Annotated in this window: 20 protein-coding genes and 2 tRNA genes; 5 read left to right on the top strand and 17 right to left on the bottom strand. The window is 44.1% G+C overall.

The window, feature by feature from the left end; genetic code table 11:
* Positions 1 to 197 precede the first annotated feature (197 nt).
* Positions 198 to 881: a Fe2+-dependent dioxygenase gene (locus ABZA00_RS08405; RefSeq protein WP_372881709.1), complete on the top strand. Its 684-nt coding sequence runs from the start codon at positions 198 to 200 to the stop codon at positions 879 to 881.
* Positions 882 to 912: 31 nt separating this feature from the next.
* A complete protein-coding gene (locus ABZA00_RS08400; protein ID WP_372881708.1) occupies positions 913 to 2,025 on the top strand; it encodes an alpha-hydroxy acid oxidase in 1,113 nt (370 codons plus the stop codon).
* 7 nt (positions 2,026 to 2,032) lie between these two features.
* Here the strand turns inward: ABZA00_RS08400 and hypD are convergent, their stop codons facing one another.
* From hypD to ABZA00_RS08355, 9 genes are all read right to left on the bottom strand, one after another.
* Positions 2,033 to 3,145, bottom strand: a complete 1,113-nt coding sequence (hypD, locus tag ABZA00_RS08395) for a hydrogenase formation protein HypD (protein WP_372881707.1) — start codon at positions 3,143 to 3,145, stop codon at positions 2,033 to 2,035.
* Positions 3,146 to 3,205: 60 nt separating this feature from the next.
* Positions 3,206 to 4,216, bottom strand: a complete 1,011-nt coding sequence (hypE, locus tag ABZA00_RS08390; protein ID WP_372881706.1) for a hydrogenase expression/formation protein HypE — start codon at positions 4,214 to 4,216, stop codon at positions 3,206 to 3,208.
* Positions 4,217 to 4,293: 77 nt separating this feature from the next.
* The gene (locus ABZA00_RS08385; protein WP_372881705.1) at positions 4,294 to 4,512 is read right to left on the bottom strand and encodes a HypC/HybG/HupF family hydrogenase formation chaperone; all 219 of its coding nucleotides are present in this window, start codon (positions 4,510 to 4,512) and stop codon (positions 4,294 to 4,296) included.
* Between the two features lie 22 nt (positions 4,513 to 4,534).
* The gene (hypB, locus tag ABZA00_RS08380; protein WP_372881704.1) at positions 4,535 to 5,320 is read right to left on the bottom strand and encodes a hydrogenase nickel incorporation protein HypB; all 786 of its coding nucleotides are present in this window, start codon (positions 5,318 to 5,320) and stop codon (positions 4,535 to 4,537) included.
* Positions 5,321 to 5,665, bottom strand: a complete 345-nt coding sequence (hypA, locus tag ABZA00_RS08375) for a hydrogenase maturation nickel metallochaperone HypA (protein ID WP_372881703.1) — start codon at positions 5,663 to 5,665, stop codon at positions 5,321 to 5,323.
* A complete protein-coding gene (locus ABZA00_RS08370) occupies positions 5,658 to 6,182 on the bottom strand; it encodes a hydrogenase maturation protease (protein ID WP_372881702.1) in 525 nt (174 codons plus the stop codon). Before ABZA00_RS08370 ends, hypA begins: the two co-directional genes overlap by 8 nt.
* A gap of 9 nt (positions 6,183 to 6,191) precedes the next feature.
* Entirely contained in the window at positions 6,192 to 7,679 is a 1,488-nt protein-coding gene (locus ABZA00_RS08365; RefSeq protein ID WP_372881701.1) for a Ni/Fe hydrogenase subunit alpha, read from the bottom strand.
* A gap of 11 nt (positions 7,680 to 7,690) precedes the next feature.
* Positions 7,691 to 9,004 carry a 2Fe-2S iron-sulfur cluster-binding protein gene (locus ABZA00_RS08360; protein WP_372881700.1) on the bottom strand — a complete coding sequence of 438 codons (1,314 nt, stop codon included), beginning with the start codon at positions 9,002 to 9,004 and terminating at the stop codon, positions 7,691 to 7,693.
* 14 nt (positions 9,005 to 9,018) lie between these two features.
* Complete coding sequence (locus tag ABZA00_RS08355; protein ID WP_372881699.1) at positions 9,019 to 10,785, bottom strand: NAD(P)H-dependent oxidoreductase subunit E; 1,767 nt, start codon at positions 10,783 to 10,785, stop codon at positions 9,019 to 9,021.
* A 296-nt stretch (positions 10,786 to 11,081) separates the two neighbouring features.
* Between ABZA00_RS08355 and hypF the strand changes: the two genes are divergently transcribed.
* On the top strand, positions 11,082 to 13,352 hold the full coding sequence (hypF, locus tag ABZA00_RS08350) for a carbamoyltransferase HypF (RefSeq protein WP_372881698.1): 2,271 nt from the start codon (positions 11,082 to 11,084) through the stop codon (positions 13,350 to 13,352).
* Positions 13,353 to 13,555: 203 nt separating this feature from the next.
* Here hypF and ABZA00_RS08345 read toward each other — a convergent pair whose 3' ends face one another.
* The 3 genes from ABZA00_RS08345 to ABZA00_RS08335 form a co-directional block, all read right to left on the bottom strand.
* Positions 13,556 to 14,461, bottom strand: coding sequence for a copper resistance D family protein (locus tag ABZA00_RS08345; RefSeq protein ID WP_372881697.1), 906 nt, complete (start codon positions 14,459 to 14,461; stop codon positions 13,556 to 13,558).
* A gap of 11 nt (positions 14,462 to 14,472) precedes the next feature.
* Entirely contained in the window at positions 14,473 to 14,877 is a 405-nt protein-coding gene (locus ABZA00_RS08340; RefSeq protein ID WP_372881696.1) for a copper resistance protein CopC, read from the bottom strand.
* Positions 14,878 to 15,347: 470 nt separating this feature from the next.
* The gene (locus ABZA00_RS08335) at positions 15,348 to 15,956 is read right to left on the bottom strand and encodes a DUF305 domain-containing protein (protein WP_372881695.1); all 609 of its coding nucleotides are present in this window, start codon (positions 15,954 to 15,956) and stop codon (positions 15,348 to 15,350) included.
* A 328-nt stretch (positions 15,957 to 16,284) separates the two neighbouring features.
* On the opposite strand from ABZA00_RS08335, the gene ABZA00_RS08330 reads away from it, so the two are divergent.
* Both ABZA00_RS08330 and ABZA00_RS08325 read left to right on the top strand, forming a co-directional pair.
* Positions 16,285 to 16,674, top strand: a complete 390-nt coding sequence (locus ABZA00_RS08330) for a DUF3316 domain-containing protein (RefSeq protein ID WP_372881694.1) — start codon at positions 16,285 to 16,287, stop codon at positions 16,672 to 16,674.
* Between the two features lie 339 nt (positions 16,675 to 17,013).
* Positions 17,014 to 17,178 carry a hypothetical protein gene (locus tag ABZA00_RS08325; protein ID WP_372881693.1) on the top strand — a complete coding sequence of 55 codons (165 nt, stop codon included), beginning with the start codon at positions 17,014 to 17,016 and terminating at the stop codon, positions 17,176 to 17,178.
* Positions 17,179 to 17,539: 361 nt separating this feature from the next.
* On the opposite strand, the gene ABZA00_RS08320 is transcribed toward ABZA00_RS08325, so the two are convergent.
* From ABZA00_RS08320 to ABZA00_RS08300, 5 genes are all read right to left on the bottom strand, one after another.
* Positions 17,540 to 18,802, bottom strand: a complete 1,263-nt coding sequence (locus ABZA00_RS08320; RefSeq protein ID WP_372881710.1) for a uracil-xanthine permease family protein — start codon at positions 18,800 to 18,802, stop codon at positions 17,540 to 17,542.
* A 184-nt stretch (positions 18,803 to 18,986) separates the two neighbouring features.
* Positions 18,987 to 19,613 carry a uracil phosphoribosyltransferase gene (upp, locus tag ABZA00_RS08315; protein WP_372881692.1) on the bottom strand — a complete coding sequence of 209 codons (627 nt, stop codon included), beginning with the start codon at positions 19,611 to 19,613 and terminating at the stop codon, positions 18,987 to 18,989.
* A 124-nt stretch (positions 19,614 to 19,737) separates the two neighbouring features.
* Positions 19,738 to 20,955, bottom strand: coding sequence for an ammonium transporter (locus ABZA00_RS08310; RefSeq protein WP_372881691.1), 1,218 nt, complete (start codon positions 20,953 to 20,955; stop codon positions 19,738 to 19,740).
* Between the two features lie 334 nt (positions 20,956 to 21,289).
* A tRNA-Val gene (locus ABZA00_RS08305) sits at positions 21,290 to 21,365 on the bottom strand.
* 132 nt (positions 21,366 to 21,497) lie between these two features.
* Positions 21,498 to 21,573 (bottom strand) — tRNA-Val (locus ABZA00_RS08300).
* Positions 21,574 to 21,597: the final 24 nt, after the last annotated feature.

Below are 21,597 nucleotides of genomic sequence, written 5' to 3'. Positions count from 1 at the left end.
ACTCATTTATACTTGCTAAAATGAATGCTAGCTGTGTTATTGATTTTGTAATTAGAACAACTAGTTACTGCAATCAATGCCTTGCTTTCATCCATTTTTTCTACGCCTAAATAGATCATCTAATTATCGGAATTGGTATTAGCAGATGCAGCCTTCCCTGGCTGCATCATTTTTCTTACTTTTTCATTGAGGCAAAAATGATTATTCCAATTAAAGGCGTGTTCAGCAAAGAGGAGGTAGCCCAATTTCGTGCTCATTTAGACAGCGCGCCATGGCAGGATGGCAGACTAAGTGCCGGCTCTCAGGCACAGAGTCAAAAGCAAAATAGCCAGTTAAATGTTGATTCCTTAGTGGCTCGGAAATTAAGTGATAAAATTCTGAGTGTACTTGCCCGCCAGCCAACCTTTGTCTCGGCGGCACTGCCATTAAAAATACTGCCCCCGATGTTTAATCGTTATGGCAGTGGAGATGGTTACGGTTTTCATGTCGATAATGCGGTACGCATAGTACCGGGCAGCAGTATTCGTATTCGCACGGATCTTTCCGCAACCATTTTCTTCAGCGAGCCTGAACAGTACGAAGGCGGAGAGCTGGAAATTGAGAGCAGTTGTGGTAATCAGCTTATTAAACTGGGCGCGGGGGATATGATCCTTTACCCGTCAACCAGCCTGCATCGGGTTCGTCCGGTATGCAAAGGGCAGCGTTTTGCTTCCTTCTTTTGGATTCAGAGTATGATCCGTGACCATGAACAGCGGCAGATCTTATTTGACCTTGATCAGAGCGTGCAGTCTTTGACTATACAGCACGGTCATGATCATACTGACGTGGTTCGACTCAGTGCCGCTTATCACCGCTTAATTCGCCAACTGGCTGATACCTGATACGATTTAAACTACCAAAGAGTACACCAGCATGAACAACAATATAGCCGCCCCCCTTAAAGAGATACCCGATGGACTGGTCTGCATTGCCGATTACGCCCACTTTGCTAAACAGCACATCTCCCATGATATCTACGAATATATTGCCGGTGGTGGCGCGGACGAGCTAACCCTGCAGAGAAACCGCAGGGCGCTGGATGAGATTCAGTTATTGCCGCAAATGCTTAAGGATTGCACTCAGGGCAGTACCGCGACGACTTTTATGGGTGAGTCGTTGCGTCATCCTATTTTGCTGGCACCCGTTGCTTTTCATAAACTTGTCCATCCTCTGGGTGAAATAGCGACCGCTCAGGCTGCCAGTGCGCTTGAAACAACCATGGTGGTCAGTACCCTGGCAAGTCAAAAGATGGAAGATATCGCGGCGCAATTGGATTCAGCAAAGTGGTTTCAATTGTATTTTCAGCAATCCCGGGCATTCACCCTGACATTGCTAAAAAGGGCTGAAGCGGCTGGTTATACAAAATTGATGGTGACCGTTGATGCCTCCCTGCACGGTATTCGCAACCGGGCGCAACGTGCGGGTTTTAAGCTGCCCCCCGACGTGAAAGCGGTGAATTTAGAGGACCGTCCGGAACTGCCCCGAAAAGTATTATCAGCAGAGCAAAGTATTGTTTTTCAGGGCATGATGACAGAGGCGCCGACCTGGGAGGATATAGCCTGGCTGCTGCAGAACAGCACTTTGCCGATTATTTTAAAGGGGCTGCTGCACCCGCAGGATGTTGTTAAAGCGCAGCGGATGGGTATTGCCGGGGTGGTTGTATCAAACCATGGCGGGCGGACCTTAGACTCAATTCCATCGGCCATTGAACTGCTACCGCGGATCAGAAAAGCGGTTGGAGCGGAGTACCCGTTGATTTTAGATGGGGCTATTGAGCGTGGCACAGATATTTATAAGGCGATTGCGTTGGGGGCTAATACGGTGATGGTGGGCAGACCGCAGCTTTATGCGCTTGCTGTTGCCGGTGCGCTGGGGGTTGCCCATATGCTGCGAATATTAAGAGAGGAGCTGGAGGTGACCATGGCGATGATGGGCACGCCAGAGATTAAAGATATCAATACACAGTCGCTTTACTCAGACGAATAAATACTTTTCAACTTAAGTTTATTTTTATTTCTGAATAGTTATAACGCACATGGCAAGTGCCTTCTGCTGAAACCATACAGGGACCGAAGGGTTTGCCGGGGGTGCAGACTTTTTTAAATAATTTACAATCCTGCGGTTCAACCTCGCCGAGCATCACCCGGTGGCAAAGACAACCGGGGTGAAAGGATTGCGGCGGGTAGGACGGTTTGCAGTTAAATTGTTTTCTGGCATCAAGATGGGCGTATTTATCTTTCAGCTGGTAGGCCGAATTATCAACCGCGCCAATACCGCGCCAGGTGCCCGGCTCAAGAGCGAACACCTCACTCAGGCACTGCTGGCCGATTTTGTTACCTGTATTTTTCATCACTCTGCGGTAGCAGTTGATAACATCATGTTGATTATTTTTGATCAGTGTTAACAGTTTACGAATAGCCAGCAGAATATCAACGGGTTCAAACCCCGCCGCGGCGCAGGGTAGCCGGTATTCATCGCGCATAAAATCATAAACTTCTAAACCGGTAATGGTACCTGCATGACCTGCCAGCAAAAATCCCTGCAGGCTTTCATCATGCACATCCATTAATAATTTTAATACCGGCGGTATATAACGATTGGCAATAAGAAAAAAGAGATTTTCCGGCACGCCCGAGCGGATAAGTCCGGCTATACCGGCCGCCGTCGTTTCAAAACCGACGGAGAAGAACACAAAGGTCTGTTGCGGTTCCTGCTGTGCAATTTTGATGGCGTCAACCGGACTGTAAACCACTTTAACCCTGCCGCCTTTTGCCCGGACTTCCTCCAATGAGGTTTTTGTTGCCGGTACCCGTAATATATCGCCGAAGGTGAGCACTGTGGTGTTGGGTTGTTGGGCAAGCGTGATCGCCTCATCAATCGCCTCTACCGGGCAGATGCACACCGGGCATCCAGGCCCTGCAATAACCTGAATATGTGCAGGCAAAAACTGACGCAGGGCGTGGCGAACGATAGCATTTTCATGTCCGCCGCAAATATGCATTAATTTCAGCGGTGCCATATCTGCACTGAGCGATTTTATATCTTCTGCCAGCCTGCTAACTATCTCCCTGCTGTTAAAAGCAGCAATATTTAAATTTTGATTCATCATTGTCCCCTGTATTTTAATTTCAGGTAAGCAAATACCGGTTAATCCGCCCCTGATTCATTAACAGATCCTTGGTAATTGTTCTCCAAGCGGCATCTCTACCAGTCTTAAGCTGCCGATACGGGTTTCCAGTGTCACTTTGCCGGGATTGTTATTTAATACCCGGCCGATGATGGCACTCTCTTTGCCAAGGGGGTGCAACTGCATTGCCTGCAGCACGGCTGCGCTGTCTGCCTTGGGCACTATGGTGATTAATTTACCTTCATTGGCAATGATTAACGGATCCAGTCCGAGAAGATCGCAGGCGGCACGAACCGAATCCCGCATTGGGATTGCGACTTCATCAAGGCGTATTTCAACCTGACTTGCCAGGGCTATTTCGTTTAACACCCCGGCAACACCGCCTCTGGTGGGGTCCCGTAAAACACGCACATTGGCAGAAGCCGTTAATATCGATGCAACTAAAGTATGCAGGGCAGCCGTGTCGGATTGAATGGTGGTTTCAAAAAATAACCCTTCCCGCTGTGACAGGATAGCGATGCCGTGATCGCCGATATAACCATTAGTAATGATAACGTCTCCCGCTTGTGCATTGTTTGGTGATATTTTTTGCTGGTGGTTAATTATGCCGATTCCTGAGGTGTTGATAAATACGCCGTCAGCAGCGCCGCGTTCGACTACTTTGGTATCACCCGTTACTATTTGTACTTGCGCGTGCTGCGCGGCGGCAGCCATACTTTTCACTATTGCTTTAAGATGATTCATGGGGAAACCTTCTTCGAGAATAAAAGCGACGGAAAGGAACTGCGGAATCGCACCGCACATGGCAAGATCATTAACCGTGCCATTAACTGCAAGTTCACCAATATTCCCACCCGGGAAAAAATAGGGCTTCACTACAAATGAATCGCTGGAAAAAGCCAGTTGCCTGCTGTGCATCGTTAACAGCGCGCCATCATGCGCCTGATTTAATATAGGATTATTAAATGCCGGAAAAAAAAGATCATGGATAAGTGCATTGGAAAGGCGACCGCCACTGCCATGTGCTAGTTTTATGCTTGCTGATGTCATAATTCACCTTATCCTTTGGTGTTGCTGATGTTAAGTGTAATGAACTGAATTTTATATTGAGCTAACAGCAATCAGTTTTACTGATCGGCAAAAAGCTGCAGCGTTTCTAAAGCGGCCTGCTCATCCAGCTTGCTGATAGCAAAGCCCGCGTGAACAATAACGTAGTCGTTAACCGCAACTTCATCAATCCACTCTACAACCACCTCCCTGATTATTCCGCTGAAATTTACTTTTGCCGTGACCGGCGATGCGCAATGATTAATGGAAATAACTTGTCCCGGGATGGCAAGGCACATAGGTGGTACTCCTGTTACAGTTTTACTCAGATAGAACGGCTATTGAAAACGCGTTTTTTTCGGCGACCAGCCAGTGACAAAGTTGATCAATATTTTCACCGGAAGTGGCTGAAAGTTCGATTATTTCTATTTCAGGATTAATCTGCTTTGCGTATTCACAGCACTGCTGCAGATTAAAATTAAGGTATGGCAGCAGATCGATTTTATTGATGATCATAACATCCGCGGCATGAAAAATTTCCGGATATTTTAAGGGTTTATCTTCGCCTTCGGTGACCGATAAAATAACAACTTTATGCGCTTCCCCTAAATCAAAACCTGCCGGACAAATCAGGTTGCCGACATTTTCGATAAATAAAAAAGCACCTTTGTGCATACCCAGATGCTCAAAAGCATGTCCTACCATATGCGCATCAAGATGGCAGCCTTTGCCGGTATTTATCTGCGTTGCTTTTACACCGGTTTCCCGAATTCGCGCGGCATCCAGTGCCGTCTGCTGATCCCCCTCAATCACATAAATGTGGTGCTGTTCCTGTAGGCGCTTGATGATTTCGGTTAATAAGGTGGTTTTTCCGGATCCCGGGCTGGAGATTAAATTGAGCGAGAAAATTCCTTTATGACTCAGATAGTTGCGATTTTGTTCGGCGAACTCATCGTTTTTCGACAAAATACTCTGTTCAATTTCAATCAGGCGAGCGGCACTGTCGTTGGCGTTCGGGGCTGCTTGCATATCAGTATGATGATGAACATGCTGCTCTATGCTGTCTATTGCTACTTCAGCTTGATTACAACCGCAGACTTTACACATTTAACTCTCCACTTCGATCGATTTAATGGTCATCTCTCCACCTTCGCTAATATTGATCCCCAGCTTTCCGCAATGCTCGCAGGGTTCATACCAGCCCGAGATGAGTACCTGCTGATGGCAATGCTGGCAGGTACCTTTAGCAAGTTTGTCCTGAATCACCAGTTCAGCACCTTCGGCAATACTGTTTTGAGTGGCCGCAGGAAAACAAAAAAACAGCGCCGACTTTTCAATTCCGGCTAATACACCGATTTCTAATGTAATCTTAGTCACCTTTTTAAATTTATGCGTGACGGCTTGCTCTTCGAGCAGTTCGACGAGGCTTTCGGCAATGGATAATTCATGCATTGGATCTACCTTCTTGGGTATTAACCGCCTGCTGCAGTAACTGCTGCGGATATTGGCAAGTCAGTAATGTCTTTAAAAATTGCTCTGCTACTTTAATATTAGCCCGTGCTGCTTTGGACAGGGGGGAGCCCAGGGCAAACTGGTAACCACGCACGCTTAATAAGAAAGCAGGCGGGCATGGCTTATTGTGTATTTGTTGATAGAGGCGCATTAAAGCATCCGGGCTTAATGCATGGCTGCAGCATCCGAACTGCTCTTCAGGGTTAACGGCTTGAACCTGACAAGCTGCGTCACCCTGAAAACTTGCGTCGATAAAAACAATGCACGCGCCTTCTCTGATATCGCAGACATGCTCGGGTTGCAGCTGCATATCTTCGATCAGTTGAACATGGGTAAGTGCGAGCCGCTCAATATATTGTTCCATAATGTGGTGCAATGTGGGGCCAATAGCATCATCTCCGCGACTTGGGTTTCCCCAGATAAACAGGTCTAAAGCTTGCTGAGATGCTTTTTTCATTTCCACCTCTCAGTTATGCAGCCTGCCATCTGTATCTTTTATTATCTGACTGATCAGTTCGCCGCTTTGCTGATGGCGCATTTCAACTTTGAGCGGCATCTTCCCCATGGCGTGGGTTGCGCAGGATAGACAGGGGTCATAGGCGCGGATAGCCACTTCTATATTATTTAAAACCGCTTCACTGATCTCCCGGCCGTTAATCTGCTGATTGCACACTATGCGAATTGATTCGTTCAGTGCCGTATTGTTATGAGTCGTCGCGACTATCAGATTAGCTTTACTGACCAGGTCATCTTCACCGACCTGATAATGATGGAACAGGGTACCTCGGGGCGCTTCAATAACGCCGATCCCTTCATTTTGACGCTTCCCTTCGACAATCAAATCATTGCCGGTAATCATAGGATCGTGGAGCAGCTGTTTTATTTTTTCAGCAGAAAATAGTACCTCAATCATGCGTGCCCAATGGTAGGCTAAGGTTGCATGCACCGGCTCTTTTCCGCCATAGGCGATAAACTCCTGACGGGCAGTTTCTGCTAATGGCGTTGTTATATAATCGCAGTTATTGATTCGTGCTAACGGGCCGGTGCGGTACCAGCCTGATTCTTTTCCGATAGTTTTAATAAAAGGAAATTTCATATAAGTCCATGGCTTGACCTCTTCCTGAATCAGGTTCTGATAATCACAATAGTCCTGCTGATCAAAAAGCAGACTGCCGCTGGCATCTTTTAATCTTAATTTGCCGTGGTAAAGATCCAGTTCGCCGTCTTCGCCGACTAAGCTTAAATAATGAGAGCGTAAGCCGGCGAAATTTTTATGAAAAGGTTCATTTTGTAAATAACAGTCTCTGGCTGTTTTGACCGCGCATTCCGCCCAGAGGATTATCTGTTCTATGTCAGCAAGCAGGTAGTTTTTATCCTCCCGGCTTAAGCGCTTATTCATGCCCCCGGGGATACATCCGGTACCATGGATGCGCTTACCGCAAATGACCCGGATCACCTCCTGACCATATTTTCTCAGTTTGACGCCCTGCATGGCAAGTTGCGGATGTCTGCCTATGACAGCGACAATATTCCTGCTGTTAATATCACTTTCAAAACCAAACAGTAAATCGGGTGAGCAAAGATGAAAAAAATGCAGGGCATGGGACTGCAGAATTTGCCCGTAATGCAGTAATAACCTTAACTTATACGCAGTTTCCGTCAGTTGTGTAACACCGGAAATCATATCAATTGCTTTACCTGCCGCAAGGTGGTGACTGACCGGGCAAATGCCGCAAAGTCGCTGTACCAGGATCGGGATCTCCCAATAGGGGCGTCCCTGGATAAAACGTTCGAAGCCGCGAAATTCTGCGATATGCAGACGACACTGCCGGACATGCAGATCATCATCAACAAGCAGCGTGACCTTGCCGTGTCCTTCTACTCTTGATACGGGTTCAATAACAATTCTTTTCAGATTACCGGCGTTGCCTGCCGTTTCCAGAGAGTTACTCATAGCACCGTCCATTAATCAAAGTGTAATAAGTCATAAGGTAGTTCAGGCTCTTTGCCATCCAGCAGGTCGTTGAGTATTTTCCAGAAAGCATCGGCAGAGGGCGGACAACCGGGAAGAAAATAATCCACTTTGATCACTTCATGAATGGGGTAAACTTTTTCTAGCAGATAGGGTAGCTCTTTATCGACAGGAATCTGCGCGTTGACCACACCGATGCCGTTAAGATAGGCTTCATCTAAACACTCTTTAACATCAATATTATTACGCAGGGCAGGGACGCCGCCGTTAATGGCGCAGGAGCCTACGGCAATAATAATTTTGCAGTTCTGTCTAAAATGCCGCAGCACGGCTATGTTTTCTGTATTGCACACACCGCCTTCAATTAAACCGAGATCGCAATCCGGTGCACATTCTTTTATATCGTTCAACGGGGAACGGCTCAGTTCAACCCGCTCAAGCAGCTCAACAAGGCGTTCATCCATATCCAGAAAGGACATATGACAGCCGAAGCATCCGGCTAAAGAGCAGGTAGCAATTTTCAGTTTTTTCCCGGTTTGAGTATCTGCCTCAGGCGCATCAATTTGAGTACTTTCTGCTGTATTGCTTTCAGGGCGCAGATTGCCGATATCACGGATCGAATGCTGATCATAAATCCGCTCACCAATTGGGGTTTTAAATCCTTCTCCTTTAATGATGATACAACCCACCGGACAGATATGCGCTGATTTATCAGTCACTTTCATTTCCGTGTCTTTTAAATAGCCGGTTTTGGAATTAATCGCCAGTCGTTTATTGCTGCTGCGACCGGACACCGTAAAGATATCTTTTTTATCCACTTCGGTGCTTGCTCTGATGCACAGCTCGCAGAAAATGCAGCGGTTCAGATCGAGCATAATCTGCGGGTGGCTGGCATCGACATTTCTTTTGGCATTAAACTGCGGAAAATGCAGGTCAGTTACCCCTAAATCATAGGCCAGCGCCTGCAGCTGGCAGTTACCGCTGCGCTCACAAAACGGGCAGTAGTGATTGCCTTCAACAAACAACATCTGCACCAGAGTCTGACGCATCATTTTCAGCTCATGGGTTTCATTTTTGACCAGCATATCCTGCTTAGCCTGAGTACAGCAGGATGATTTTTTGCGACCGTTAATCTCGCAGGTACAGAGTTTACAACTGCCGTTCGGGGTAAATTCCGGATTAAAGCAGAGATGTGGAATATAGATATTGGCTTTTAGCGCTGCCTGCATAACCGTTTCCCCCTCGATAAAGGGGATCTCGCGGCCATCAATAGTCAATGTATTCTTCTGCTTGTCTGCTTTGCTCATAAAAATCAATTACCTTATGAATCATTTTCCAGAGTGACGATATTTATCGCCCGCTGAATAGATTTTTCCACGTCAAAGGATGGCTGATACTCTTTATCTGTCATACGTTTGACAAAACAGCCCGGAAATTTTTCCAATGTCTGCAGTAGCGGAACGGCTGCACTTCGCCCTAAGCCGCAATGGCTCATTTCATTCATAACATGGTTAAGCTGTTTGATGCTGTCCAGATCCAGACTGGCACCTTGTCCGGTGGCAACTTTATCGGCCAGTTCAGACATCAGCTTAGTGCCGACCCGGCACGGCGTGCAGAAACCGCAGCTTTCATGTTTAAAGAAGTGGGTAAAATTAAGTGCATTTTCGAGAAGATCTCTGCTCCGGTTAAACACCATAAAAGAGCCGCCGGTATTAAGATCTGCAAATGAAACCACGCGGTTAAATTCAGAGGGAGTAATTAAAGATCCTGATGGACCGCCAACCTGTACTGCCTGTACCGATTTTGCGCCGCATAAGTTAAGGATATGTTTTATTTTTGAGCCTAAAGGAATTTCGTAAATGCCGGCTTTTTCCACATCGCCGCTGATACTTAACAGTTTACAGCCGGTAAAACCGGCAAGCCCCTGATCGGAAAAATTTTCAGCGCCTTGTTCAATAATCAGCGCGGCATAACAGAATGTTTCAACATTGTTGACCACTGTCGGTTTGTTTAAATAACCCTGAGTAACAGGATAAGGAGGGCGGATACGCGGAATGGCCCGTTTACCTTCAAGGGACTCCAGCAGGGCCGATTCTTCACCGCAGACATAAGAGCCGGCTCCCATAAATATTTCAATATCAAAGCTCAGTTCACTGCCTAAAATATGCTCGCCTAATAAATTTTCCGACCGGCGTTTCTGCAAAATCTCGTTAAGCTTTTGATAGAGGAATTGATATTCGTAACGCAGATAAATAATTCCCTTATGCGCACCGATAACATAGGCGCACAGGGTCATGCCCTCAATCATCAGGTCCGCATAGCTGTTGAGCAGTACCCTATCTTTAAAGGTACCGGGTTCTCCTTCATCGGCATTACAAACCACATAACGCTCTTTGGCCTTACTTAATAGGCAGGACTTCCATTTTGCCGCGGTTTTAAAGCCGGCTCCACCACAGCCGCGCAGTCCGGATTTGTCAATTTCAGCAAGTGTGTCGTGCGCATCGCCTGCCAGTGCTTGTTTAATGGCTGCGCCAGGCTGCCTTTCGGCATTCAGTAACAGTCCTTTACTTTGGATATTATCAGCAACTTTAAACCAGGTTTTGGGCCACTCATTAACACTGACCCCGGTTTGTATTTTTTCGACAATTTGATCGACTCTTTTTCTGCTTAAACGGGTTAAGGGTAAGCCGTTAATTAATGCAGCAGGGCCTTGATCACTCATGCCGGTGCAGGAGGTGTTGGCGACCGTTACCCGGCCATTTTCGGATGGTTTATCTAATGTGACATTAAGTTTTTCGCACAGGTAATGCGTTATTTCATTTTTGTCCGATAGATGATCTATGATGCTGTTACTGATATAAATATCATACTGCCCTCTGGGGGCATAATGGAGAAAGGAATAAAATTCGATAAGTGCTCTTATTTTTGCCAGTGATATTTTCAGCTCAGCCGAGAGACACTCTATCGCCTGCTCGGGAATATGACTGTAAGCAAATTGGATGTTTCGTAAAACTTGTAACAGGTAAGTGGCATCGCCCCGATACTCCTTAACCTGCTTATGGACGAATGCAGTAAGGGATTTGTTCATGATTTAACCCTCCTGATATCTTTTCACAGCCTTATTGATTTAACGGTTAACACCTCTTCTTGCCGCTACATAAGTATTTTTTAAGTGCAGATAATCAGCTGATGTTATCCCTTTAAGGGTAGACTAATAATACACTCTTGTTGCGCAGCACTAACGCAGGCTTTTTCTATAAATAAAAATTAAACGCAAATGGTAAGCAGACTCCCGGCAGAGTCAAAGCTAATAACCTCAGATTAAGTGCAGGATATTCCTCTATAATAAAAAATATGGGCATAGAAGTTAAACAAGGGGGGCTTTTGCAGCAACGCTATCAGATAAGTGTTCAGGGACGGGTACAAGGCGTCGGTTTCAGGCCTTTTGTTGTGCGAACTGCCAGTAAACTTAATCTATCGGGATGGGTACGTAATATCAGGCAGTCCGTTTTAATGGAGGTGCAGGGCGAGCTTGAACAGACAGAATCTTTTCTGCTGCAATTACAGTCTGATGCGCCGCCCGCTGCCAGAATAGAGCAGCTTACTGTCAAACAGGTTGACCTGCTGCATGGTGGTGGATTTAAGATTATGGATAGCAGCGGAGAAAGTGAAGGCGCGGTTAGTATCTCACCGGACAGCGGAATTTGTACAGCTTGTAAAAACGAGCTTTTTTCCGCAGATAACCGCCGCTATCACTATCCTTTTATCAGCTGTACCCAGTGCGGTCCCCGCTACAGTATTCTTAAGGCGCTACCTTTCGATCGTAACAATACCACCTTAAATGCGTTTCCAATGTGCGCAGAGTGTTTACAGGAGTACCAAACTTCAAACGATCGACGTTTCCATGCGCAGGGAATTAACTGCGCAAAATGTGGCCCGCAGATTAGCTACGTTACCCCGCAGGGGGAAAGGCTTGCTGAAAAAGAGGCGGCATTGGCCCGGACGATTTGCGATCTGAAAGCGGGGAAGATCCTTGCCATCAAAGGATTAAGCGGATTTCACCTTGTCCTCGATGCGACTAATCATGAAGCGGTGTTGCGTTTGCGTCACAGAAAAAAACGCCCGGCCAAGCCCTTTGCGCTGATGTATCCGCAACTGTCTATGGTCGCAGCGGATTGCCGTATGAACGAGCAGGAAAAATTACTGCTAAGCAGCGAGATTGCGCCAATCATATTGCTCGAAAACAGATACAGCAATCTTTCTCTCAGTCCGGCCATCGCGCCAGATAACCCCTATTTAGGCGTTATGCTGCCTTATACGCCGCTGCACCAGCTTATTTGCCGGGCGGTTAATAAACCCCTGGTTGTCAGCAGCGCCAATCGCAGCGGTGAGCCGGTTTGTTGTGATAATGAGCAGGCGTTTGAGCAGTTGCGGTCTTTGGTGGATGGTTTTATTATGCACGATCGGGAAATTTATCAGGGCTTAGATGACTCGATCGTTAAATTTGTTAACAACGAACCCATGCTGTTAAGGCGCGCCAGGGGATATGTGCCGGATTATCTGCCCTTAAAAAAAGAGTTTCCTGCGATTATGGCGCTTGGCGGACAACTGAAAAACAGCATCGCGCTGAGCAAAGGGAAACGGCTTTATATCAGCCAGTATATTGGTGATCTTGAAAATATCGCGGCGGTGGAGCGCCATCAAAAAGTAAAAGACATTATGCAGCGTTTGTTTGCTGTTCAGCCTGATCTTGTCGCCTGTGACTTACACCCTGATTATGTTACCACACACTTGGCCAAAGAGTCAGCGCTGCCTGTTGTTGCCGTCCAGCATCATCTCGCCCACCTTTACGCGGCGATGGTAGAACATCAGCTCAAAGAGCAGGCTTTTGCCGTGGTCTGGGATGGTAACGGTTATGGTCAGGATGGCAGTTTATGGGGGGGGGAGTTTATCGCAGTGGATGGTGAGAAAGTGCATCGGGTCGCTACTTTTTTACCATTTAAATTACCTGGAGGTAGTGCCGCCATCACAGAGCCGCGGCGCGTGGCTATCGCACTTTTATATGAAGTTTATGGTGAAGAGTTGCTTGCTGCACAGCGAATTAACGCATTATCTCCCTTTACGTTATCGACATTAAAGCAGCTGCTGAAGATGCTCTGCAATAATATAAACAGCCCCTTAACCAGCAGCGTTGGCAGATTATTTGATGGTCTTTCCAGTTTGTTAAATTTTGTGCAGATCAACAGTTTTGAAGGAGAAGCGGCAATGCGTGTTGAATTTGCTGCGCAATCAGAATCTGACAAAGGTGTTTATGATCTGCCTATTGATTTTTCCGTTACCCCTAACATTATTGATTGGCGGCCTATGCTCAGCGCAGTTATTGATGATATTAATCATCATATTCCCCCTGCGGTGATTGCCAAACGCTTTCATAACAGTGCGGCGGAGGTTATTTTGCACATTGCACAACACTACGCAGTGCCACAGGTGCTATTGACCGGAGGATGTTTTCAAAATGGATTGTTGATTGAAACCACAGTCGCGCTTCTGGAAAAGCATGGCATAAAGGTTTTATGGCATAAAAAAATACCGGCTAATGATGCAGGCCTTTGTGTCGGGCAGGTCAGGGCGGCTTACAATTCCGTTGCCGACTAAGCAAGCAAGATTGACCAGATGTGATGCAGATTGCTATTAATTACAGAAGATAGTTGTTCTCATTTTACAAAACCGTATGAAAGGATTTTGAACGCCACGAGGTGGTGAAGGACAGGATGTTTGAAAGGTAGTTAGAGGTGATTTTTAAAAGTTAGACTGAATTGCCTGCACTCTGTGCAGTGAGTTTTATGATTTTTTTTCCCCTAATAAGTTAAGCTGGCTGGCCCTAGCACACATGATAGCACAGCGGTAATAGCCAAAATTATCAGTGCAATTACTATCTCATTCTTGAGTGAATTTTGCAGTTTGTGGGAAATATTTTCTTGTTGCACTTCTTCCACAAGGTGATATTTATGGTAAGCAGCGATCAGTAAAATACTAATCACAAAGATGAGTTTTAGCAGTAAAATTTGACCATATCGAGTGGTAAACAACTCCAGCGGATTGGCGAAAAATAAAAATATCAAAGCTATACCACAAACGATTAATAAGCCAACCATAAACATCGCAATTTGACCAAATAAGTACATTAATTTATGCAGTGCAGGTGGCTGTAATAATTTACAACTAAGCCATAAAGGATATAGCGCACCCATCCACCAGGCCATAGTGAAAATATGAAAACCCAGCAACCATTTGGTCAGCAGGCCCATGCTGGCGCTGTGACCAACAAAGGTAAATGAATATGCAAAACTAACAATGGCAGCTACATATAAGAATATGAATATTGCATGTTTGAAATTGAACGTTATATAGATCGTGTTAAGGTTGCCAAGCAATAATGCAAACCCTAATACAGTAAATGCCAGTAAACGCCATAAAACAGAATCACCCACCGGACTTTGCCAAAGAAAGCCGATCATTTCAGGATCAAAGATACCTGATAATCCAGTTTCAGAAAAAGCACCAACCTGAATAAAAAAGTTTATAATTACCGCGATAAATCCTAAAACACTACTCGATATAATGTAACTAATAATCGACTTTTTATTAACTGAAGAATTAATTAAAGCGGCTATAAAAGGACCTCCAATAGCTGCCGAAATGCCGATATATATCAACCACCTGGATACTATGTTGCCATAGTCCCAAATAGTAATTTCCATCATAGAAACCTCAATTAATCATGATCATGATTTTGTTTATCTAAAATAGCTGGCGTGATTCCCATAGCAGAAGTATGCACAGTGAACGGAAAGTCTCCTTTCATTTTATGAGTATCTCTGGCCATCACTACCCACTTAACTTCATAACTGCCGCTATTAAGCATAGGTAATGCAATAGTGAATGTAGATTCAAAAGCTTTACTTGGTTCAGTCTTAAGTTTAAGCGCTTTTCCTGATTGATCTATCAGTTGCAATTTGACTATTTTTACTTGCGTGGAAAACTCAAGGAGTAATTCATCAGGAGACTCATTTAATACGGCTCCATATTTAGGAATTGAATATTTCAGACGTGAATGAGCACTCGCCAAGCTACTTAATATAAGCAAACTTGATATTATAATGATGTTAAATATTTTCATATTTGCCTCAATTCTCTTTGGTTAAAACCAAACTTTGTTATTACTTCAATAAAATATCAGGTACGGAAAGCAGGTGATATTCTTATTTAAAGCTAATTTTTATTTTTTAGCCATCTATCCTGATTAGACCCGCATTTTATAATAAAGTTGTCGCCTGATGTTTAAATCATACCTTTTACGGAGACCGCTAGAGCGCCATATAGTTTAAAAAACGAACGCCAGAGCAGACTGAAAATCGCTCAGGCAAGGCGTGTCAGCGAAGGAATAGAGCTATCTTTCGAGCTGACACAACGCAGAATGAGCGATTTTTATGCGCTTCCGAAGGGCGAGGCCCAAATGGTCGCATGTTGCGTTAAACTTTTCGATTTAGGCCCACTAGATCTTCAAAAATTTGCCTTACCTGCGACCATTTGGGCTCTCGCTGGTGCTGTTTTTTTAAACTATATGGCGCTCTGGTGGCGGTACGGGAATTACTGTGATGCTTCTGCCCCCTTAAGCCAGCGCTGCATCAATTCTATTTCAAGCTGTTGGCTTTCTAATATGTGCTTTGCAAATATTACAGTTTCCTCATGGATTCCATCTAATGTCAGAACCTTCTCCGCCATATCCAGGGCTCCTTTATGGTGCACAATCATATCTTGGACGTACCGGGTTTCCCGTTCCTGATCGGTAATAAGGTTGAGATCACGCATCATTGGTTGGTAACTTGCTCCCGTTGGAATGAGGTTGTACCAGCGGGCATAAGAAAGGCGCATATCCAGTATTTCTTTAGACTGAGACGTATAAATAGCTTCGGTCAACATTTTCAGCTCCTTATCATCTGTGAAAACAAAGAGAAGTATCGAAGTATCAACAGCTTCCTGATGGTGGGGGATCATTTCTCTAAGAAAATCCTGCTCGGAGTTGATCATATCAGCATGAGACATATGAATCATGCCCGGACTGGTAGATTTATGCTCCATGTGCTCCGAAGTACCATGTCCTTGTTCATCTGAGATAGATTGATTTGAAAATGAAAAAATAAATAAAACAGTTAACAGAGATAATAGAGATAACAACTTTTTCATAACTACATTCATATATATTTCCTTCAATGTGTTGCAGTGCTAAAACTAAAAACTGTATTCACTGTGGTTCACCTATAAAGATATTTTCCCCGTTTAATGGTGTTATAAATACAGCCGCTCATTGAGTATAGTTCAGAGTGAACAAGCGAATATGCAGATCCCCGCTGAGTGCGTGGCGCTTGTTTATTATCTTAACAAGCCAGAAATATTTTTCGCATGTATGTTAATGATTTATAAGTTTTGTGTGAGATAATTGTAAATACAATGTGTGTTTTTCCTGCTTGTTAATCAATTGAGACTATAATTGTATTGTGCAAAACAGGTGAAAGAGGAGAAAAAAATGAAACAAATGATGAACGTGATGAAAGTCCTGGTTGTGACATCATCAATATTGTTATTCGGCACAAGTGCTTATGCCGCAAAGGCTATTCCGGGTAATTATAGTCATGCTATTGGCAATAAGACGATCGAGGTACCGGCAGTTAACACAAAAGAAAAGGCTTATGCTCTTGGATTTCAGGAACTACAAGCTTTAATGAAATTAAATTCCGGTAAAAAATTAAATGATGAACTTCGACTAAACTTGGATACTTTAAAAGAACAGGATAGTGTTACTTTAGAAAGTGCTAATGTTACGGTTCAAGAGTTTATGAATGAAAAAGGCGAAATTGTTTACAGAGGAGCCGTCAACGTAATTTATCACTACTCTTACCAGATAGATTCTAACTAACGCTACAGGTATTATTATATATCCTCGGCAAGGTTACTGTTGACCAGCTTATAACCCAGCAGTTATTGAGGGGTTGTAAGCTGCCGATGGCTTTATTTTCATCAGGTATAACAAGGTTAATAGCATACTTCATCGACCCTGCGATATTTTATATTATCGATACAGTGTTTAAGACAGTTATCATCGTTTAACTGATATTATGCCTCTGCTTTTTTCAGTTTTCTATCTGGATTAAGCGTCAACAACCACAATTGCTCCCCTCCCTTTTTTCCGTATTTCTTTTGGCTACTTTCATGTTTTTTCTCTTGCGCTGATTCTAATACCAATTCCGATAATTAGATGATCTATTTAGGCGTAGAAAAAATGGATGAAAGCAAGTCATTGATTGCAGTAACTAGTTGTTCTAATTACACAAAATCGTATGGAACGATTTTGAACAGCTTTAGCTGGCCACAAAGTGGTGAAGAACAGGACGTTCTGAATCAAATCAATAACAAAGACTAAAACGTAGTTTTATGTCTGGCCAGCATTCATTTTAACAAGCATAAATGAATAGATAATTATCGGATTTGGTATTACTCGGACTTGTTGCCAAAAGCTTAAATGAATGACATTGGGGTGTCGGCTGCGCGACATCTATTCTTATTTGTTATGCGTAATGCTATTAGGGTCGGATGAATGGGAAAAGAAGATTATGTTGATTCCTGCATCTTCAAGTGATTTGGGTATATACCCATGATACTTCAATAATATCTTTAAAAAACGTAATACTCAGTTTACCTGATATTACGCTATATCCAAACCAGCTGGAGATACAAATATCAGTATCCTCAAGTGGTTTGGGTATAAAAGACAAAATTTCAAATTAATGTTTCATTCTTGGAAGAAACATATTTAGCAGAATAGCAACAATGGCGCATAAGCTCACACCCTGTAAACTAAAATCACCAAAGTTAAAGGCCATACCGCCAATGCCGAAGACCAGCACAACAGAGACAATGCACAAATTACGCGCATTGGACAGGTCAACCCGATGACGTACCAGGGTATTTAATCCGACCGAAGCGATGGTTCCGAACAGTAAAATCATAATCCCGCCCATTACCGCCGATGGAATAGTTTGTAAAACGGCACCAAATTTTCCGACAAAAGCCAGCAGCACGGCAATAACTGCAGCCCAAATCATAATTTTCGGGTTAAAGTTACGCGTCAGCATTACGGCACCGGTAACCTCTGAATAGGTTGTATTAGGCGGACCACCGAATAAAGAGGCGGCACTTGTCGCCAAGCCATCACCAAACAGGGTGCGATGCAGACCCGGCTTTTTCAGGAAGTCTTTACCGGTTACATTACTGATTGCCAGAATATCACCAACATGTTCAACAGCCGGGGCGATTGCCACCGGAATCATAAATAAGATAGCCTGCCAGTTCCATTCCGGCGCAACAAAGTTCGGCACACTTAACCAGGCTGCACTGCTGACAGGACTGAAATCAATTACCCCAAAAATCAGTGACAGGATATAACCAACCACCACACCGGCAAGGATAGGGACTAATTTAAATACCCCTTTGGCTTTAGTCGCAACGACTAATGTACTGATTAATGAAGAGAAAGAGATGATCATGGCGGTATTTTGTTCAATTAAAACAAAACTGCCGTCACCGGCTTTACCTAAAGCCATATTCACCGCAACGGGGGCAAGACCTAAACCAATCACCATGATCACCGGCCCGACTACAACGGGAGGCAGAAGACGATGAATAAAATCTGCACCGCGCAGTTTAACCGCGTAGGACATGAGCATATAAACTAAACCGGCACAAAATAATCCAGACATAGTCCCCGGAATACCCCAGGTTTGAATACCGTATGCAATGGGCGCAATAAATGCGAATGACGAGGCCAAAAATATTGGGACTTGCCCTTTGGTTACCAAATGGAAGAGCAGCGTACCTATACCGGCAGTAAACAGCGCAACGTTGGGATCTAACCCGGTTATTAATGGCATTAATACCAGTGCGCCAAAGGCAACAAATAACATTTGTGAACCCGCTAACGCCTGCTGAGCGACGCTTAAATTAGCAGTCACCTCTTCAGACGATTCCTGACTGGTATTGGCAGCCATCTCATTTTCCGTGTTTTTCAAAACAAAATCCTATATATTTCAAATTCTTATATCAAGCAATTAATATGGTTTATATTCAGATCTAAGGAATCAAAGCGGGAGATGACATCAGCATCAATACCGGCCCCGTTTCCTTTTACCTCAATAAATACAATATTATTGGATTTGCTAGCACTAACTTAAATTATTTAGTACCAAAAATCTTATCGCCGGCGTCACCAAGACCAGGGATGATATACCCCTGTTCATTTAAATGGTCATCAACAGAGGCGGTGTAAAGCTCGATATCAGGGTGCGCAGCTTCCAGGGCCTTGATGCCTTCAGGCGCAGCCACTAAAACCAGTACCACAATTTGGGTGCAGCCCGCTTTTTTAATTAAATCGATAGTGGAAATCATTGAACCACCCGTAGCCAGCATTGGATCGACAACTATTGCCAGACGCTCATCAATATTGCCCACCAGTTTTTGGAAATATGGAACAGGTTTCAGTGTTTCTTCGTCGCGGTAAATACCAACCACACTGATTTTAGCACTTGGCATATGCTCTAACACACCGTCCATCATGCCTAAACCGGCGCGTAGGATAGGAACTACAGTGGCTTTTTTGCCTTTAATCTGCTGTACTTCAATTTCGCCATTCCAGCCTTGAATTTTGACCGTTTCAAGCTCAAGATCTGTGGTTGCTTCATAAGTTAATAAACTGCCCACTTCTCGCGCTATTTCACGGAAACGTTTAGTACTGATATTTGCTTCACGCAATAAACCCAGCTTGTGCTGAATCAGTGGATGTTTAACTTCAACGACTTTCATTTTTTTCTCCTAATTACAAAATTTAAAATTTTCGCTATAGCTGCCTAAAAAGACTTAGATTATTTTTTGCTTAAAAAAAAGGGACTGTATCAATAATCCCTTTGTTATTAGTCTTTTATTCAATCTATTGATTGATTACATTAGTGGCACCAATTTGGTGTATCGATACATCGGCCCCGTTAAACTCCTCTTCTTCCGAGAGACGCACAGGCGCTACACTATTAACCACTTTATAAACAATAAAACCACCGATTAACGCCACAGCAACACCGGCAAGAGATCCGATTAACTGGCTGGTAAAGCTAACGCCCCCCAGGCCACCAAAACTTTCTAAGCCGAAGATACCGGCGGCGATACCACCCCATAATCCGCACACACCGTGCAGCGGCCATACACCAAGCACATCATCAAAACTCGTATATTTTTTTTGTATATAGGTAAATAACCACACAAATAAGCCGCCCGCTACAACACCTGTTGCCAGAGCGCCAATAGGATGCATTATATCAGAGCCGGCACATACCGCGACAAGCCCGGCCAATGGACCATTATGGATAAAACCCGGGTCTTTTTTGCCGATAACCAGCGAACTGATAATACCGCCCACCATTGCCATTAAAGAGTTCATTGCAACCAGACCACTGATCCCTTCAATCGCCTGCGCAGACATCACATTAAAACCAAACCAGCCGACAGATAAAATCCACGCACCCAGTGCCAATAAAGGGATATTAGAGGGTGCAAAAGCAACTAATTTACCGGCGCGGTAACGTCCGTTTCGGCTGCCTAAAACAATAATAGCGGTAAATGCAATCCAGCCACCAACGGCGTGTACAACGATCGAGCCTGCAAAATCGTGGAATGCTGCGCCATAATTTGCCGTTAACCAGTCCTGGAATCCGTAGTTACCATTCCAAATTAATCCTTCAAAGAAAGGGTAAACCAGACCGACACATAAGGCTGCTGCGACTAACATCGGATTAAATTTAGCACGCTCAGCAACACCGCCGGAAATAATCGCAGGAATTGCTGCTGCAAAGGTCATCAGAAAAAAGAATTTAACCAGTTCATAACCATTATTTTCTGCAAGCACGGCAGCGCTGTCAAAAAAAGTAACGCCGTATGCAAGCCAATAACCAAAGAAAAAATAAACCAGTGCGGAAACACCAAAATCCGACATGATTTTCACTAATGCATTAACCTGATTTTTGTGACGGACTGTGCCTACTTCCAAAAAAGCAAATCCGGCATGCATCGCAAATACCATGATCGCACCTAATAGAATAAATAATGTGTCCGCACTACTTACTAATGCTGTAACGTGATTTTGTATTGAATCCATTTGACCTCTTTTTTTGTCCGGAAAAAAATTTAACGAACCTTAACTTAAGCTTTCTCCATCTCAAAATATTTAACCGCGTTTTTTTGAAGAAATAACAAAAAAATGACTAAAATCATAATTATTCAGAATGGTAAATTAAGTCACATAATATGTAACAATAGGTTGACAATAGGTTAACAAATCACGTTTTTGGTCATTTTTTAAAAATAAAGAACAGATTATAACTGATAAAGTAAGACTAATTTATTACAGAGGAACAATGGCACTAGGAGTGATAGAAATAAAACAGGAAAAGATAAAATTTAAAGACTGATAGGAATGTTGAAATTAAAGATGGTGGGCGATACTGGGCTTGAACCAGTGACCCCCGCCTTGTAAGGGCGGTGCTCTCCCAACTGAGCTAATCGCCCATCTTTAAATTGTCTAATTTATTTCACTTCTAATTAGAAAGAAGCTTAAAGGCATCGAGCAACGCTCTCCGTAAAACGGCACTAACCGCCCATCTTTAAATTGATAAGTTTTACTTCCTGCGAAGTTAAAGATGGTGGGCGATACTGGGCTTGAACCAGTGACCCCCGCCTTGTAAGGGCGGTGCTCTCCCAACTGAGCTAATCGCCCATCTTTAAATTGTCTAATTTATTT

It is taken from the genome of Psychromonas sp. (assembly GCF_041586535.1).
In the GTDB taxonomy this organism is placed as follows: domain Bacteria; phylum Pseudomonadota; class Gammaproteobacteria; order Enterobacterales; family Psychromonadaceae; genus Psychromonas.
The sequence above is the reverse complement of the archived record's forward strand: the minus strand, read 5'-3'. Positions and strand labels throughout refer to the sequence as shown.

Bases quoted from the DNA above. Each gene is read 5' to 3' on its own strand.
- ABZA00_RS08405 (WP_372881709.1), top strand. From the start codon at position 198: ATGATTATTCCAATTAAAGGCGTGTTCAGCAAAGAGGAGGTAGCCCAA.
- ABZA00_RS08400 (WP_372881708.1), top strand. From the start codon at position 913: ATGAACAACAATATAGCCGCCCCCCTTAAAGAGATACCCGATGGACTG.
- hypD (WP_372881707.1), bottom strand. From the start codon at position 3,145: ATGAATCAAAATTTAAATATTGCTGCTTTTAACAGCAGGGAGATAGTT.
- hypE (WP_372881706.1), bottom strand. From the start codon at position 4,216: ATGACATCAGCAAGCATAAAACTAGCACATGGCAGTGGCGGTCGCCTT.
- ABZA00_RS08385 (WP_372881705.1), bottom strand. From the start codon at position 4,512: ATGTGCCTTGCCATCCCGGGACAAGTTATTTCCATTAATCATTGCGCA.
- hypB (WP_372881704.1), bottom strand. From the start codon at position 5,320: ATGTGTAAAGTCTGCGGTTGTAATCAAGCTGAAGTAGCAATAGACAGC.
- hypA (WP_372881703.1), bottom strand. From the start codon at position 5,665: ATGCATGAATTATCCATTGCCGAAAGCCTCGTCGAACTGCTCGAAGAG.
- ABZA00_RS08370 (WP_372881702.1), bottom strand. From the start codon at position 6,182: ATGAAAAAAGCATCTCAGCAAGCTTTAGACCTGTTTATCTGGGGAAAC.
- ABZA00_RS08365 (WP_372881701.1), bottom strand. From the start codon at position 7,679: ATGAGTAACTCTCTGGAAACGGCAGGCAACGCCGGTAATCTGAAAAGA.
- ABZA00_RS08360 (WP_372881700.1), bottom strand. From the start codon at position 9,004: ATGAGCAAAGCAGACAAGCAGAAGAATACATTGACTATTGATGGCCGC.
- ABZA00_RS08355 (WP_372881699.1), bottom strand. From the start codon at position 10,785: ATGAACAAATCCCTTACTGCATTCGTCCATAAGCAGGTTAAGGAGTAT.
- ABZA00_RS08345 (WP_372881697.1), bottom strand. From the start codon at position 14,461: ATGATGGAAATTACTATTTGGGACTATGGCAACATAGTATCCAGGTGG.
- ABZA00_RS08340 (WP_372881696.1), bottom strand. From the start codon at position 14,877: ATGAAAATATTTAACATCATTATAATATCAAGTTTGCTTATATTAAGT.
- ABZA00_RS08335 (WP_372881695.1), bottom strand. From the start codon at position 15,956: ATGAATGTAGTTATGAAAAAGTTGTTATCTCTATTATCTCTGTTAACT.
- ABZA00_RS08330 (WP_372881694.1), top strand. From the start codon at position 16,285: ATGAAACAAATGATGAACGTGATGAAAGTCCTGGTTGTGACATCATCA.
- ABZA00_RS08325 (WP_372881693.1), top strand. From the start codon at position 17,014: ATGATCTATTTAGGCGTAGAAAAAATGGATGAAAGCAAGTCATTGATT.
- ABZA00_RS08320 (WP_372881710.1), bottom strand. From the start codon at position 18,802: ATGGCTGCCAATACCAGTCAGGAATCGTCTGAAGAGGTGACTGCTAAT.
- upp (WP_372881692.1), bottom strand. From the start codon at position 19,613: ATGAAAGTCGTTGAAGTTAAACATCCACTGATTCAGCACAAGCTGGGT.
- ABZA00_RS08310 (WP_372881691.1), bottom strand. From the start codon at position 20,955: ATGGATTCAATACAAAATCACGTTACAGCATTAGTAAGTAGTGCGGAC.